The organism is Streptomyces sp. NPDC051555 (assembly GCF_044454405.1).
Lineage (GTDB): Bacteria > Actinomycetota > Actinomycetes > Streptomycetales > Streptomycetaceae > Streptomyces.
Map to the genome: position 1 here is coordinate 144,544 of NZ_JBITDP010000010.1, position 14,479 is coordinate 159,022.

Here is a 14,479-nt window from a genome sequence, read left to right on the forward strand (position 1 = left end):
TTCGCCGTCGGAGCGGGCAGCCGGCAGAAGTGCTGCCCGTTCGGGGGAGGCGGCACGGGGCCGGCTGCCCCATACTCGGACCACCGCCCCCGCCCCTTCGCGCTCCGTGGGACCTTGTCGTGTTCGTGAATCTGAAGAAGTGCGGCACCCGTCTGTGGTCCGCCCTCGTCGTCTCCGGCCTGCTGGGCGATCCCGCGGTCGACGGCATCGATGCCGAGGCCCGGCTCGCCGCGCTCGACGTCCACCTCCCCGGGACCGCCGTGCCCCGCCCCGCCGAAGGCGACGGGGAGCCGGCCTGATCGCGTCCGGCAGTCACCTGTCAGCCGCTCACTCGTTCTATCCGTGTCATCACCGCCGAGGAAGGGACGGGACGCGGATGAGCCGTCGTCAGAAGGGCCGCAAGCACCGTGAGGTGAACCGGACACCCCGCCCGGTGGGCCGGGCGCCGCTGCGGCTGCCGGGAAGTTCGCCGCGCAAGCGGCGGTCACCGGCCGCGCGGGCCGTGGAGGTCGCCACCACGGTCGCAGCGGTGCCCGCGCCCGCGCCGTCGGCGCAACCGCCCAGGGACACCGGGCCGGCCCCCGTGTTCACGGTCCCGGTGAGTGGTGGTGGCCTCGGGCTGCCCGCCGCGCGCACCTGGCAGGGTCTGCGGGGTTCGGGGCCGGCGGGGGTGAGCGTCGCGGAGTTGTGCGCCACCGCCGGGTTCACGCCGCCGACCGTGGTCCGGCACCTGCGGGCGCTCGCCGGCTTCGGTCTGGCCCGCCGGTCGGAGAGCGGCCAGGTGTGGCACCCGACCGACGCCGACCCGGCCGCGATCGCGCTCGTACCAGCCCCCGCCCGCAGCGGGATCGAGGCGGGGGCCGGGTCCGGGGCGCGCTGACGCGAGGCCGATGCGCGGGGCCGGCTGTCGCCGCCGCCCGGCGACTTCCTTCCCCTCCCCTCCCGGTCCGCCGGGAGGGAAATCGGACAGGGGAGCCGTTTTGTGATGGACATGCCTAATCTCGTCCTGTTGCCTGTGCCCGCCGAGAGCATGGGGGGCGAACGGACATGGCGAGGACAGGACGTCCACAGGGGGCTCCGCGGGGTCGCTCGCAGGCGGCCAACGAGTTGGCCGGGCTGCTGCGGGACGTGACGCGGGGCATGACGGTGAGGGAACTCGCCCGGCGCTTCGGGGGCGGCAAGACGGCCTGGAGCGAGTACCGGTCCGGGGCCCGGGTGATCCCGCTGGGGCGCCTCGGCATCGTGGTCGAGGACCGCGTCCGCGATCTCCGCAGCAGGCGGGAGCTGCTGGACCGGGCCCGGAAGCTGCACGGCCGGGCGCTCACGGCGCAGGCGGAGGCAGAGGCGGAAGCGGAAGCCAAGGCGCCGCCCGGGCTGGAGGACGCGCTCGGCCGGGCGCAGGACGACCTCGCCGCATCGGGGCAACTCGTCGAGGGACTCCTGGTGTTGATGACGATGCTCCAGGAACAAGCCAAAAGTGCTCCGCCGTCCCGGCCGGAGGGGGACGGCCCGCAGGACGACGGCGCGGAGACCGTACGGACGGACGCCGCCGCCGCGCGCTCCGGGCCCCTGCTGCTCCGGCCGGACCAGGCGTTCGACCAGCTGATCGCTGCCCGGGAGGCCGGGGAAGCCGTACGGCAGGCGGTCGCCGAGGCCCGGGCCCACGGCTGTGCCCCGCCCGCGGCCACAGCGGACCGGTCCGTGTCCGTCGAACTGTCCCGGCTGCACAGCCTCGTGGAGCAGCAACGAGAGGACGCCCACTGGCTCTGGGAGCGCACGCGGGCCGCCGGCCGGCGCCTCGTTCCCACCGGTCCGGCCGGTCCGGCCGGTCCCGTTCAGGGGGTCGTGCTCGACCGGCTCGACCACCTCGATCGCCTCGACCGGATTCCCGCGGTCCGGACCCGGGCCCCGGCCCTCGTCCGCGTGCCGCCGCCGAGCCCACGGACCGACAGGTCCCTGTCCGCGGCGCTGGCGGTCTGCGCCGTCCTCGCCGTCCTCGTCCTCGTCGCGGCGGCGACCCTCGCCGGGGTCCTCCTCGGACGGCAGCGCACGGTGCCCGCGAACGACGCCGTGCAGGCACGGCCCCACGCACACCCCGTGGACCCGCGCACCACTTCGACGCCATCCGCGTCACCCTCTCCGTCCCCGACGCCGACCGGCACCACCCCGTCCGTACCGCTCGTACCACCCGTACCGTCCCCCTCCACGGTGCTTCCCGCCCCGGGTCCCACCACCCCCGCGGCCCCGCCCGCGCACCCGTCCCCCGGCCGTGCCTACGTCGTCTCGCCGGACCACCGCAGCGTCCTGCGCTGGACCGCCGGGGACGGCGCCTGGAAGGTGATCGGCCCCGCGGCCGACCAGGTCTACGCCGGGCCCGCCGGGGTCTTCACCACCAGCCCCGGTGACGGCCGCATCTTCAAGCACGACGAGGCCTCCAGCTCCTGGACCCAGATCGGAGCCCCGGGCGAGCAGTTCGTCCTGGCGGGCGACGGCCTCTACGCGATCACCGAGCAGCGGAACGCGGTGATGCGCTGGACCGGCCTGGGAGCGGAGTGGATCCCCGTCGGCGCCGCGGCCACCCGGCTGTACGCGGGTGGCGCCGGACTCTTCGCCACCAACCCGGAGACGGGCGGCCTCTTCCGCTACGCCGGTTACGGCTACACGTGGCTGGAGGCCGGCGGCCCGGGCGCCGACTTCGCCGTCGGCCCCGACTACGTCGCCCGGATCTCCCCCGACGGCAAGGAGATCTGGCAGGCCAACGCCAAGGGCAGCGGCTGGCGCCGGATCGGCGGTCCGGCCCGCAACCTCTACGCGGGCGGGGCGGGGCTCTTCGCCGTCGACGCCGCCACCGGGCAGATCCTCAAGTACGGCGGGGCGCCGGACGCGTGGACCCCCGTGGGCGCCGCCGGCATCAACCTCGCGGTGGGCTCCGACGCCGTCTACCGCGTCGACAGCGCCCTGCGGGTCTCCCGTTGGAGCGGCAGCAGTGCGGGGTGGACACCCCTGGGCATCTCGGCCAGCTCCATCGCGGCGTCGGGCTAGTGCTGTGACCGGAACGCTTCACCGTGTCGCGGCGCCCGGCGCGCGGGCTACTCGGCGGTCTCCGCGGTCTCGGTGATCTGTGTGGTTCTCGGGGTGAGGGTGCAGACCCCGTCCGCGCAGTGGCGTTCCAGGCGGCCGCGCGAGATGGTCTGCGCCAGGCCGACCATCCAGCACGTGGGGCAGCCGCGGAAGGCGACGAGGGCCAGGGGGGCCGCCAGCAGGGCGAGCGGACCGACGGCCGGCACCAGTGCGATCGAGCCGATGACCAGCCCGAATCCGATGGCGCCGCGCACCAGGTGGCGGGGGACGGACGCGCTGGCGAAGCTCGTCTCGGGCATCGCGGACCGTGTGGGCTTCAGGGTGTTCACCGTCGTGGGTCTCCTTCGACTGTCAATGAGGTGCGTACTGTCGCGCGGGCCCGGTGCAGCCGCGACTTCATCGCGGCGGTGCTCAGGCCGAGCGCCTCGGCAACGGCCTTGCCGGGCAAGCCCTGGACGTCCCGCAGGACCAGGACCTGGCGCTGGTCGCGGGGCAGGGTGCTGACGGCGGCCGCGATCCGCTCCGCCTCCAGCCCGTGCAGCACGGCCTCCTCGGCGGAGGGGCCCGCAGGCTCCGGGCAGTCCTGCGGCTCGGCGCTCCGCGCGAGGAGCAGCCGTACCTGCCGCAGGCACTCGTTGCGCACGATCCGGAACATCCACGAGGCGAGGGCGCCGGTGGCCCGCAAGGAGCCGATCTTCCGGTAGAGGATGATCAGCGCCTCCTGCGCCGCGTCCTCCGCGTCCTGCGGCGAGGCGCAGAGCGAGCGGGCGAACCGGCGCACATGGGGCTGCGATTCCCTGACGACCCCGGCGAGCGAGGAGATGTCGCCGTCCTGGGCGGCCTTGATCAGCCGCTCGTCCGGCCAGGCGAAGCTTTGGTTCATGGGCTGCTCATTCCCTACGGCAGGTTCTGGTCAGGCCCGGCTCTTGTAGCGCCGCAGCAGGTAACGGCTGCACGCGCCCACGAGCAGGGCTCCGACGACTGCGAGACCGGTGATCATCATGGGTGATTCCTCCTGGCTGGGCCGGCCCGTCCGGCCGGTACACGGACAAGAGGCACGCAGCACCGAAAAGGATTCAGGGCCGACCCGGGACGGCCTGACGACTCCCGACTCCGCAGCCGCGGTTGGCAAGCCCCGCGGCGGGCACGGCGATCCGTACGACTAGGACCAGGTGTGTTGTCCCGGGACGTTGGTGACACGCGTGTTGGGTTCTTGAATTGGGTGAGGCCACCACTCGCTCATGAGTCCGTGCGAGTGCTCCGCAGGTGCGCCGGCACGGCCCACCACTGGTCCGGGCGGTCCACGACCGGGGCGCCGGGGCCGCTCTCGCCGTACCGGGCAAGGCGCAGAAGGTAGGCCGCGATGCCTGCCGCGCCCTGCATCCACGTCGTCCGGGGCGGCAGCAGCGGCGGGTCCTCGCGATGTTCGAGAAAGCGCCAACGGGCGCCCGCATCATCCCTGATGACCCGGTCGACCAGCGCATCGCCCATCCGGTGCGCGGCCCGCAGCAGGGTCTGCCTCCGCTGCGGCGTCCGGCAGTCCTGGGCGGCGTCCAGCAGGACGTCTCCGACGCCTGCCGTTCCGCAGCAGCGGCCGTCGTTGTCCCAGAAGCCGGGACGGAGGCGTTGCGGCAGGCCCGAGGTGAGGATCGAGGTCATACAGCGGTGCCGCAGTTCGTCGACGTCATGGCCCACCACCTCGGCGACCCCTGCGTGCGCCAGTGCGGTGAACAGGTGCGAGGTGCCCGCCGGGCCGTGGCACCACGTGTACGTCACCGGTTCCACCTCCCGTTTCGACGGCGGGATCGTGTGCGGGACGACGAAACCGGCGTCCTCCAAGGACCCCACCGAGAGGACGTGCCGGGCGCCTTCCACTGCGGCCTCGATGAAGTCCTGACGATCCAGGGCGGTGCCCGCGACCGCCAGTGCGGCCGCGATGCCGGCGGTTCCGTGCGAGTAGTTCGGTGCCCTCGACGGCCTCCCCGGCGTCATGCCCCAGTCGAGGCCCGCTTCCGTACGGTCCGCCGCCCGCAGCAGCGCCTCGCCTCCCGTCGTCGCGATCGCCTCTGCGAACTCGCTCTTCGCCCAGACCGCCGTCATCACGACGCCCGCGGTCCCCATGATGACGTCGGTGAGGGGCGCGTCGGTGCCCGGTTCGACATCGAGGGTGGTCTTCCATCCGTCGCTGGTCGCCAGGGCGGCCAGCCGCCGCAGTGCCACCGCTTCCTCGCCCGGAGCGAGCAGTCTGAGCGCCGTCGCGTCGCCTGCGAGGCCGTCGTACAGCGAGGGTTCCGTTCGCTGCCCGGCCTGTGCCGACAGCCTGGTCACGATGCCGGTCGCCAGTGCCGCTTCCCGCGCGCTCAGCTCCCGGTACTGCGCGATCTCGGCCAGTACCGGGGCCAAGCCGGCGATCCCCGCGTACAGCGAATCGCGGTCCTGTGGCGGCGACACGGTTTCCGGACCGCCCTCCACCACCGCCTGCACGAGCCATGGGCCCTCGGCCTCGCGCACGTGGTCCAGCACCCACGACCAGGCGGCCTCGCCCACGTCCCGATATACGTCGCTCCTCATCCGGGCACGCTACAACCCCCCCCGGATGAGCAGCCCGTTCGGCGGGGTGTCACCAGTCTGTCGGTTCCGGCGGTCCGGGCTCGGCGAAGACACCGCCCGGTGGTTCCTTCTGCAGGCCACTCTGCCTTCGGGCTCCGGCCGCGTGCTGGTGGGCGCACCAGACGCCGCGGGGCCGCCCTCCGGGCGACGACCCGACTTTGACGACAGGCCCTAGGGCAGCTCCGGCCGCGCACCGCGCAGTGCGGCGTTGACCCGGGCGGACAGTTCCAGGACGCAGTGGCGCAGGCTCTTGTGGTCGTTGATCGCGAGGGTGCGGCCGTAGACGCCGGCGGCGATGTCGGAGCGGTCGGTCGCGGAGGTCGTCTCGTACTCCTCCTTGCCGCCGCGCAGGGCCAGCAGGGTGCCGTCGGCCGAGCCGATCTCCTCCAGCTGGGTCAGCAGGGCCAGATCGGCGTCCGCGAGGCCCGAGCCCGAGGTCTCCAGGACGCGGCGGGCGGCGGCCGTCATCCGCTGGAGGTACTTCGCGCTGCGGTAGAAGGCCTCGCCCGCGTCGTCGTAGTGGTGCAGGTCCTTGAGCAGGTCGCCGAGCTGCTCGTTGAAGGACTGGAGGTAGTGGGCGCCGGTCACGCTCACCGCGCTCCCGGCCTGCTTGCCGACGACGTCGAGCACCGCGCCCTGGGAGTGGTAGGCCTCCATCGCGTGCCAGAGCGCGTAGCTCGTGTCCCGCCGGATCCGCAGCGCGAGGTCGTCGGACGGGTTCTCCGCGAACTGCTGCTGGGCCTCGCCCAGTCGGGCCGCGTGTTCGGCGTAGATGAGGTTGCGGGCCCGGATGACGGTGTCGGGGCTCTTCTGTTCGAGATCCTCGATGTACGCCTCGTTGTGCGTCGCCGGCCGCACCTGCCCCGTCTCCTTGCGCAGCCGTTCGGCCAGCTCGCGCACGGCCCGGCGGTGCACGGCGTCCGCCGCGTCGTGGCGGGCCCGGGCGACCTCCGCCGCCGGGGCCGGCAGCAGGTCGGTCAACTGCCCGACATACTTTCGCCACTGATCGGCCGTCAGGTACTTGCGCAGTTTGCTCAGCGCGGCCACGTCCTGGTCGGCCTCGGCCACCTCAAGCGCCGCCGCGCCGGTCGGCGCGACGATGCCGACCGGGTCGGGTGCCTCGGAACTGAGGGTGCGGGCCCCGACACCCTCCCAGCTACCGTCCGCCCGCGCCGTCCAGCGCCGGGGCCGCAGCGCTTCCCGGCCGTCGCCCACCAGGAGCTCCGTCTCCTGCCAGCGCAGTCCCGGGGTCCCGGGGACGTACGGGAAGGCGAAGTTGCCGCGCTCCGGCATGAAGTCCTTGACGTAGAGGTTCACGTCGAAGACGGTCGCCGACTCCTTGCCCCACTCGGCGCGGAACCGCGCGTTGAACAGGGCGACGGCCTCGGCCGCGCCGGCCCCGCTGACCGTGATGTCGTAGTCCGAGGTGGGGTTGTTGCTGCCGACCGAGCGGATGCGCAGGTGCGGGTAGCGCTCGCGCAGCCACAGGAGCATGGAGTCGATGAGCACCTTGCGGTAGAAGAACACCTCGCGCATCAGGTCCGCGGAGCCGCCCGAGCCGCCGTACATCTCCTTCGCCGTCGCCCAGTCGTTGCCGGCGTCCTCCAACAGTCGGCGGGCCCGCTCGAAGGCGGTCCGCTCAAGCGGTCCTTGCGCCATCCGCCCCGGTGGGCCGCTCGACGTCGGGCTCGGACGCGTGGTGGTGGACGTGCGGTGCCGGGCGGCGGTCCGTTGCTGCGCCGCCTCGGGACTGGTCTCGGTCATGGGGGCTGCCTCACAGGTGCGGTCGGTTCCGCCTCCCGACGCTACGAGGACCCCTCCCGGGGCGGTAGCGCCATGAGTACAGGGTCTGTCCCCTTCCGGCGGACGTTCACGGGGGGCGTGGCGGTCGGTCACGGCGCCGGGGCAGCGGTGCGCGCGGCGAGGTAGCCGTGGTCGAGGAGCCACTTCACGTTCAGGCGCTGTCCCGGGCCCGGGTCCAACAGGGCGGCGTCCAGCTTGAACTGGGTTCCGCCGCCGGGCTGTTCGAACCAGGGCGCCGCGGGACCGCGCCGCACCGGCAGCGTGCGCAGCACCTCGTACACGTGGTAGTCGCAGGCGGCGCCGCCCGGGCGGGTGCGCAGGCTCTGGGGCGGGAGGGAGCGGGCCGGGTAGGGGTCGCCCGCCGGTGCGAGGAAGCTGCCGCTGTCCGGGCCGAAGCGGTCCAGCACGCTGCCCGGGGGCAGCGCGTCGTCGGTCCGGTCCGGTACGCCGTTCAGCTCGGCGAAGCCGTCGTGCGGCGGGTACTTCCAGCGGCCGGTCTCCGGCGGACCGTCCCAGTACCGCTGGAGGAACGCGGACGGTTCCAGTGGGCCGGTCCGGTGCCAGTCGGTGAGCATCTCGCCCAGGGGGTGCAGGCCGACGGCGGGCAGTACCTCGGGGCCCAGCCGGGCGTCGTCGCCGAACCGGCCCGTGCAGACGTCGGCCGTCGCCGGCAGGGGAGTTGGGGGAGGGGGAGCGGGCGCCGCGGTCGCGGGCGCGCTTGTCAGTGCGAGCAGGAGGAGGGTGAGAAGCAGGGAGGGGAGGGTGCGTCCGGTCGTGCGGGTCCGCCTCACGGGGGGCTCCGTTCCAGAGGGGGCGGGGATCCCCGTCATGATCATCTCGGCGGTGCGCGGGGCCCGCGCCCGGCACCCCGATCCGGACAGAGTCGACGGCCGTACGTGCCCGTGCACCCGTCACATGTCGGCCGGGCGGGGCCCCGCGCGGCGGTGCGCGGGACCGCGGCGCCGGAAGGGGGTGGGCCCGGCCACGGATCCGGGAGTGGATCTGGCGGTGATATCCGGACGGTCCCGAGTTGTCCTGATCCGTGCCCGTCTGATTGCCAAGATCCACGGATCCGCCAAATGATCACGTCCGGTGCGGTGCGGCCCTGACGGAACCCCGACAGCGGCGCCCGCACCTCTCGGACCAAGGAGACGACGTTGTCATCCCGACCTCTTTCCCTTCCGTCCCGCCGCCTCGTCACCGCGGCGGCCGTGACCGCCGCCGCTGCGCTGACCCTCGGCCTCGCACCGGTCGCCGCGCAGGCCGCGGCGCAGCCCGGAGGCGCAGCCGCCGCGGCCACGACCGACACCCCCACCTCCACCCCCAACCCCTTCGCCTGGGCCGAACTCGACGGGCTGCGCGCGCGCCAGGTGACCACCTGGCACGGCGGGCAGCCGCTGAGCCACTGGGCCCTCACCCTCGACGAGGCGACGGCCGCCCGCAGCTACACGGGCGGCGTGTTCTTCCTCTACGCGCCCGCGACGGGTGACCGGGGCTTGTTCCGCAACCTCGACCTCGTGTCGGCCACGGTCAAGGACCCGCGCCAAGTGACCGTCACCGACGCGCAGTTCATCCGCTCGCACCCGCGGGTCGAGGTGCGCTACGGCGACCCCGCGCAGCCCGAGCGGGCCCGGGTGGTGGCCACCTCCACCATCTGGATGTAGTCCGGCCGCCCTTCCCGCCCATGCGGTGCGTCCGGGCCAACACGGCCCCGGGCGCACCGGATCGGTAGCCGGCCCCGCCCCCGCGCGCGCCGTCCCGCGCGAAGCGGCTGGTCCGGCGGCCCGGGCGCGGTCGTACCGGACCCGCACCCCGCTACCGCCGGGGCCGGGTCCTCCGGGCCGGTGGGGCCGGGCCCACCGGCCCGCCCCACCAGCCCGTACTGCCGTGCCGGGGCCGCGCACCGGGCCCGGCCGGGCCCCGTGCGCCCGTACGAGCACATCAGGTCATATGCCGGACAACTTTCCCTTTGGCATGTACGGCCGCCCCGCGCCGCCGGTAGCGTCGGCCGCGCTCACTCCCCGTCAGAAACGGGCCCGCGCCGCGGGCCCCGGCACGGGGGGCGTCCGCGGACCGTGCGCCGGGCCACCGAGTACCAGTACCGAGTACCAGTACCGAGTACCAGTACCGAGTACCAGTACCGAGTACCGGGCGCCGGGAGACCGCCGCGGGCGTCCCCCGGGGAAGGACGTCAGATGCGGAAGGACGACATAGGCCCCCGGGCCGTCCGCGGCCGACACCGATACGGTCCCGTCCTCGTCGCCGCGCTCGTGGGCGCGGCCGCGGTCGCCGCCACCGGCACGGCGCAGGCCGCACCGGTGCGGATCGACATCGAGATGCGCAAGCAGGAGAAGACCAACTGGTGCTGGGCCGCGGCCGGTTCGACGATCGCACGGCAACTGGGCAGGGACCGTACGCAGAACGCGTTCTGCAACGCCGCCTTCGACCGGCGCCAGGACACCGAATGCCCCAACGACCAGGCCGACTTGGGCCACGTCCAACGGGCCCTGCGGTGGGCCGGGATCGCGCCGGGCACGTACGTCACGGGCTGGCTGCGCTACAGCACGCTCAAGACGGAGATCGACGCGGGCCGCCCCGTAGAGACCAGGGTCCTTTGGGCCTCGGGCGGCGGGCACATGCACGTCATCTACGGCTACGACGAGGCGAAGCAGTGGGTGTACTGGGGCGACCCCTGGCCCTCCTACACCCGCTACAACTGGGGCTCGCACGACTACTACAGGGACAACGGTTCCTTCCGGTGGACCCACTCGCTCTACGAGATCGGGAAGGGATGACCGTGACCCTGACTGTGACCGCACGCCCGCCGCGCCGTCGCACGGCCGTCCCCATGCTCGTCGCCGCCGCCCTCCTCGCGCTCGGGGCGCCCGCCTCCGCCGTCTCGGCCGCGGGCGGCCCGGCGCCCGTCGACCTGGTCCGGGCCCGGGAAGCGGCCGGCGCGCCGCACTCCCTCGGCACGGTCGAGGCCTTCCTCGCCGCCGACCGGGAACGCTCCGCACCGGGCGCCGCCGCTTCCGCCCCGCCCGGCGGCCGCGCCCCGGACGACCACTCCGCCAGCGGTACGGGGGCGGCCCCGCCCCGGCTCGGCGCCACCGTCGCCGTCCACGTCCTCGACCCCGACTTCGTCCGGGGCCTGCCCGGAGCCGGGCCCGCCCGTGCCGAGGGCGCTGCGACCACGGCCACCGACGCGACGGGCCGGACGGCCACCATCCGCACGGCCCCGTCCCCGGCCGGGGACGGCTGGCAGGTGGTCTCCGTCGCCTCCGGCGACGAGGAGGAACGCCACGCCCGCGCCGCGGGCCCGGACCGGACCGCGTTCCGCGAGCCGCAGACCAACACCTGGTACGCCTGGGACGGCGAACGCGTCGAGCCGCTCCACGCCGAGGCCGCCTCGGTCCTGGGCGCGCCGGCCCTGTCCACCACCGCCTACCAGCAGCAGGTGGCCGCGCGCTACGCGGACCGGCTCCCCGGCTCCCCGTACGACGCCTCGGGCCTGGCCGGCGGCGACGCCCCCGCGGCCGGCGGGGGAGACCGGGGCGCCCGGGCCCCCGCCCTGCCGCTTGCCCTGGCCGCCCTGACCGGCCTGGTGCTCACCGCCGCCGGCCTGGCCGGCACCCGCCCCGCCCGGGGGCCCTCAGGCCGCGCCGAAGGGTGATGGTGGGCGTCTTTGGATCACGGTCGATCGGGTGAACCGGAGGAAGCCCCCGCGCGGGACCGTGGCAAGGGACGACACCTCCCTCCCGCGCCCGCACCGTCCTCCCGGAAGGCAAGCCAGACATGTACGTCACCCACAAGAACCAGGTCAAACTCGCGTACACCGGCAAGCAGAGCCAGCAGAAGGCCCAGAACAAGCTGAAACAGGTCGACAAGGACTTGCAGGCGTACCTCAAGGAGGCGGGCCCCTTCGCCTCCGCCAGCAGCTTCTGCAGCAGGTACGGGTACAGGCAGGGCGGCGGGCGGGCCGACCTCGCCCGGCAGCTGTTCGAGTGGACCCAGGAGACGCGGAAGGAGCGGAGCGGGGCGCAGCAGCGGGCCGCTGCCAAGCAGCAGCGCAACGAGCAGGAGGAGGAGCGGCGGATCCTGAGCCGGGCGGAGGCGTGGTTCTACGGGACCGAGCTGGGTTCCGCCTACATCTCCCAGATGTTCCGCCTCTGCAACCGCGATGACCTGAGCGACGCCGGGCTGCGCCGGCCCACGGCCGGGCAAGTGGCCTACGAACTGCGCAGGACCCTCACCGACTGCGGCCGTGACGACGACGTCCGCCTGATGGAGCCGCTCTTCGCGAAGTTCCTCCGGATGAAGCCGGCCCAGTTGGCAGACCATTTCCGCGAAGCCTTCCGGCTTCCCTCCGCGCCCGGGAAGAGCAGGCCCTACTACCGCGCGGAGGTGTTGGCGGGACGCTTCGCCCACAAGCCGGGTGACGTGCTGCGGACACAGGCGCCCACCTCGGTCTCGACCTCGGAGGAGAAGGCCGCGTCCTTCCTCGGCCATCGCAAGGAGCACGGCTCGGAGCGGGTGCTGTACACCTTCGCCGGAGTGCCCACTCGGCCCCTGAACACCGCGCTGAACGTGTCGAGCACGGGTGAGGGCGAGGCGATCGTGCCCGACCGCACCGACGTGCAGGTCATCGCGGTGGAACGGACCTCGTTCGAAGGAGAGCCCCTCGTCCGGGTCACGCTGGGTCCGGCGAAGCGGGCCCGAGCCGATGGGTGGGACTGGATGGGCCACGACGCCGGCCTGAGCCGCGCGACGGGCCGCTGACGGAGGTCGACGAGCGGGGTCGGCGGGGGCGCCCGCGGCGAGCGCCGTGACCATCCTCCGAAAGGCCGGTTCGGCACGGCCCATCGGCCGGTATGCGATCCACCTGAGGTGCCTACCGTGGAAGGAGGGGGACGTCACCTGCCGGACGCCGAGGAGCCCGCCGTGTCTGCTCACCTGATCGACATCACGCTGCCCGCCACCCCCGCCGCCGCCTCCGCGGCCCGGCGGGCCCTGGGGGAGTGCGTGGGCGCCGGAGAGCTCGCCGACGACGGGCGGCTCGCGCTCTCCGAGGCGGTCGCCAATGCGGTGGAGCACACGGTCAGCGACCGGATCCGCCTCGTGATCAATCACGACGCGGAGACGGGCAGCCTGATGTGCGCGGTCCGCGACGGGCACGCCGAGCTGGCACCGGCCGCCGACCGTACCCGCACGGGGTGTGCCGACCAGGAGGGCGGCCGCGGCCTCGGGATCATCGCGGCCCTGAGCCGGTCCTGGGGCTTCAGCACCTTCGGGCACGGCAAGTGGCTCTGGTTCTGCCTCGGCGCCGCCCCCGCGTGACCGGAGCCGACGGTCCGGGACGGGCCCCGAACAGGCCCCGAACAGGCCAAAGAAAACCGAGCGCGCCCGGTGGTGGAGTAGCTGGTACATCGTTGTCGAGCCCGTGGATGGCAAGGCGTACATGGCCTCCACCTGCCCGAATCGAAGGACGGGGGTCCGTGGCGTGAACAGGTCTCACCCTCTGTGAACATTCGACTCCGATTGCTAGAGATGGTCGCTGACCGATCACCACAGCTCCTCGGAAGGGCGCCCCGATGTCCTCGTCCACCACGCATGCCCGCACCACCGCTCCCTCCGCGCCCCGCGCCGTACGCCCGCCCGCCTGGGACGTGCGTGCCCTGTTGCCCGGCCAGTGGGACGCCTTCTACACCGCCGTGCTCGACGCGTTCCACGAGAGCGAACCGGCCGGGGCGACCGCCCTGTGGCGGCGCCTGGCCGAGCCCGAGCGCTGCGTGGCCGTGCGCGACGGCGCCGACCTCGTCGGCACCGCCGGGATCTTCTCCTTCCGGATGAGCGTCCCCGGCGGGCACCTCGTCCCGACCGCGGGCGTCACCATGGTCGGCGTCCGGCCCACCCACCGGCGCCGCGGGATCCTCTCCGACCTGATGCGCCATCAACTGGAGTCCCTCCAGCGCCAGGGCGAACCCCTCGCCGTCCTGACCGCCTCCGAGGCGCCCATCTACGAACGGTTCGGCTACGGAGCCGCCGCCCGCCAACTCTCCCTCGACGTCCAGTCGCGCCGGATCTCGCTGCGCACGCCCGCCGAGCCCGCCGGGGCCCCGCCGCTGACCCTCACCCTCGAAGACCCGCACGAGGCCCTGGAGATCACCGAGGAGATCTACGCGCGTCAGGTCCCCACCCGCCCCGGGATGCTGGCCCGCGCTCCCGGCTGGGAACACCTCCCGCTGCTCGACCCGCCCGCCACCCGCGCCGGGGCCCGCCCCCTGGAGTGCGTCGTCGCGCGGATCGACGGCCGGCCCGTGGGCTACGCCCGCTACGCCGTGAGCGTCGCGTGGTCGGCCGCGAACACCGCCGAGGGGACCGTCCGCGTCCGCGACGTCGAGGCCACCGACCCGCGCGCCTACGCCGCCCTGTGGCGCTTCCTCCTCGACACCGACCTCACCTCGCGCGTCGTGGCCCCCAACCGGCCCGTGGACGACGCCCTGCTCCACCTCGTCTCCGACGTGCGGCGCTGCGCCCCTACCGTGCTCGACAGCCTCTACGTGCGCGTCGTCGACGCCCCGATCGCGCTGACGGCCCGTTCCTACGCCGCCCCGCTCGACCTCGTCCTGGACCTCGACGACGCCCTCGCGCCCTGGAACCGGGGCCGCTGGCGGCTCACCGGCGACGCCTCCGGAGCGGTGTGCGCCCGTACGTACGACGCCCCCGACCTCGCCCTGGACGCCAGCGCCCTCGGCTCGGCCTACCTGGGCGGCACCACCCTCACCGAGCTGGCCGCCGCGGGCCGGGTGCGGGAGCACACCCCGGGCGCGCTCGCCGCCGCCACGACGGCCTTCGCCTCGCCCGCCGCGCCCTGGCTCCCGCACGGCTTCTGCCGCTCCCTGCTGCCGCGGCTCTGAAACCCGCAGGTCGGCCACGGGCCGGGCGCGGGTCGGCCGCCGTTGTCGGACCCCCTCGGTACCGTCGG

At 74.1% G+C, this 14,479-nt stretch carries 14 protein-coding genes; 9 read left to right on the forward strand and 5 right to left on the reverse strand.

All coding sequences use genetic code 11. The annotated features are described in order from the left end of the window. Nucleotides 1-119: 119 nt before the first annotated feature. The 3 genes from ACIBEA_RS21640 to ACIBEA_RS21650 all read left to right on the forward strand — a co-directional run bounded on the left by ACIBEA_RS21640 (nucleotide 120) and on the right by ACIBEA_RS21650 (nucleotide 3,042). Nucleotides 120-299, forward strand: coding sequence for a hypothetical protein (locus ACIBEA_RS21640; RefSeq protein WP_399263231.1), 180 nt, complete (start codon nucleotides 120-122; stop codon nucleotides 297-299). Between the two features lie 77 nt (nucleotides 300-376). Then, a complete protein-coding gene (locus tag ACIBEA_RS21645) occupies nucleotides 377-880 on the forward strand; it encodes a hypothetical protein (protein ID WP_399263233.1) in 504 nt (167 codons plus the stop codon). Between the two features lie 167 nt (nucleotides 881-1,047). After that, nucleotides 1,048-3,042 carry a hypothetical protein gene (locus ACIBEA_RS21650; protein WP_399263235.1) on the forward strand — a complete coding sequence of 665 codons (1,995 nt, stop codon included), beginning with the start codon at nucleotides 1,048-1,050 and terminating at the stop codon, nucleotides 3,040-3,042. 47 nt (nucleotides 3,043-3,089) lie between these two features. Here the strand turns inward: ACIBEA_RS21650 and ACIBEA_RS21655 are convergent, their stop codons facing one another. From ACIBEA_RS21655 to ACIBEA_RS21675, 5 genes are all read right to left on the reverse strand, one after another. Beyond that, on the reverse strand, nucleotides 3,090-3,380 hold the full coding sequence (locus tag ACIBEA_RS21655) for a hypothetical protein (protein WP_399263454.1): 291 nt from the start codon (nucleotides 3,378-3,380) through the stop codon (nucleotides 3,090-3,092). A 26-nt stretch (nucleotides 3,381-3,406) separates the two neighbouring features. Then, the gene (locus tag ACIBEA_RS21660) at nucleotides 3,407-3,964 is read right to left on the reverse strand and encodes an RNA polymerase sigma factor (RefSeq protein ID WP_399263237.1); all 558 of its coding nucleotides are present in this window, start codon (nucleotides 3,962-3,964) and stop codon (nucleotides 3,407-3,409) included. A gap of 356 nt (nucleotides 3,965-4,320) precedes the next feature. After that, complete coding sequence (locus ACIBEA_RS21665; RefSeq protein ID WP_399263239.1) at nucleotides 4,321-5,652, reverse strand: lanthionine synthetase LanC family protein; 1,332 nt, start codon at nucleotides 5,650-5,652, stop codon at nucleotides 4,321-4,323. A 210-nt stretch (nucleotides 5,653-5,862) separates the two neighbouring features. Then, complete coding sequence (locus ACIBEA_RS21670) at nucleotides 5,863-7,455, reverse strand: hypothetical protein (protein WP_399263240.1); 1,593 nt, start codon at nucleotides 7,453-7,455, stop codon at nucleotides 5,863-5,865. 128 nt (nucleotides 7,456-7,583) lie between these two features. After that, complete coding sequence (locus tag ACIBEA_RS21675) at nucleotides 7,584-8,285, reverse strand: TNT domain-containing protein (protein WP_399263242.1); 702 nt, start codon at nucleotides 8,283-8,285, stop codon at nucleotides 7,584-7,586. 366 nt (nucleotides 8,286-8,651) lie between these two features. Between ACIBEA_RS21675 and ACIBEA_RS21680 the strand changes: the two genes are divergently transcribed. The 6 genes from ACIBEA_RS21680 (at nucleotide 8,652) to ACIBEA_RS21705 (ending at nucleotide 14,411) form a co-directional block, all read left to right on the forward strand. Continuing rightward, complete coding sequence (locus tag ACIBEA_RS21680; RefSeq protein ID WP_399263244.1) at nucleotides 8,652-9,158, forward strand: hypothetical protein; 507 nt, start codon at nucleotides 8,652-8,654, stop codon at nucleotides 9,156-9,158. Between the two features lie 531 nt (nucleotides 9,159-9,689). Next, nucleotides 9,690-10,289: a papain-like cysteine protease family protein gene (locus tag ACIBEA_RS21685; protein ID WP_399263246.1), complete on the forward strand. Its 600-nt coding sequence runs from the start codon at nucleotides 9,690-9,692 to the stop codon at nucleotides 10,287-10,289. 2 nt (nucleotides 10,290-10,291) lie between these two features. Then, nucleotides 10,292-11,167: a hypothetical protein gene (locus ACIBEA_RS21690; protein WP_399263248.1), complete on the forward strand. Its 876-nt coding sequence runs from the start codon at nucleotides 10,292-10,294 to the stop codon at nucleotides 11,165-11,167. Nucleotides 11,168-11,289: 122 nt separating this feature from the next. Continuing rightward, nucleotides 11,290-12,273 carry a hypothetical protein gene (locus ACIBEA_RS21695; RefSeq protein WP_399263250.1) on the forward strand — a complete coding sequence of 328 codons (984 nt, stop codon included), beginning with the start codon at nucleotides 11,290-11,292 and terminating at the stop codon, nucleotides 12,271-12,273. A gap of 162 nt (nucleotides 12,274-12,435) precedes the next feature. After that, a complete protein-coding gene (locus ACIBEA_RS21700) occupies nucleotides 12,436-12,831 on the forward strand; it encodes an ATP-binding protein (protein WP_399263252.1) in 396 nt (131 codons plus the stop codon). Nucleotides 12,832-13,085: 254 nt separating this feature from the next. Beyond that, nucleotides 13,086-14,411 (forward strand): GNAT family N-acetyltransferase, encoded by a 1,326-nt coding sequence (locus tag ACIBEA_RS21705; protein ID WP_399263253.1) that lies wholly within the window; start codon nucleotides 13,086-13,088, stop codon nucleotides 14,409-14,411. Nucleotides 14,412-14,479 lie beyond the last annotated feature (68 nt).

What these genes read in the sequence shown, in the direction of transcription:
- ACIBEA_RS21650 (WP_399263235.1), top strand. Translation starts at nt 1,048, where the DNA reads ATGGCGAGGACAGGACGTCCACAGGGGGCTCCGCGGGGTCGCTCGCAG.
- ACIBEA_RS21660 (WP_399263237.1), bottom strand. Translation starts at nt 3,964, where the DNA reads ATGAACCAAAGCTTCGCCTGGCCGGACGAGCGGCTGATCAAGGCCGCC.
- ACIBEA_RS21685 (WP_399263246.1), top strand. Translation starts at nt 9,690, where the DNA reads ATGCGGAAGGACGACATAGGCCCCCGGGCCGTCCGCGGCCGACACCGA.
- ACIBEA_RS21670 (WP_399263240.1), bottom strand. Translation starts at nt 7,455, where the DNA reads ATGACCGAGACCAGTCCCGAGGCGGCGCAGCAACGGACCGCCGCCCGG.
- ACIBEA_RS21705 (WP_399263253.1), top strand. Translation starts at nt 13,086, where the DNA reads ATGTCCTCGTCCACCACGCATGCCCGCACCACCGCTCCCTCCGCGCCC.
- ACIBEA_RS21645 (WP_399263233.1), top strand. Translation starts at nt 377, where the DNA reads ATGAGCCGTCGTCAGAAGGGCCGCAAGCACCGTGAGGTGAACCGGACA.
- ACIBEA_RS21655 (WP_399263454.1), bottom strand. Translation starts at nt 3,380, where the DNA reads ATGCCCGAGACGAGCTTCGCCAGCGCGTCCGTCCCCCGCCACCTGGTG.
- ACIBEA_RS21665 (WP_399263239.1), bottom strand. Translation starts at nt 5,652, where the DNA reads ATGAGGAGCGACGTATATCGGGACGTGGGCGAGGCCGCCTGGTCGTGG.
- ACIBEA_RS21695 (WP_399263250.1), top strand. Translation starts at nt 11,290, where the DNA reads ATGTACGTCACCCACAAGAACCAGGTCAAACTCGCGTACACCGGCAAG.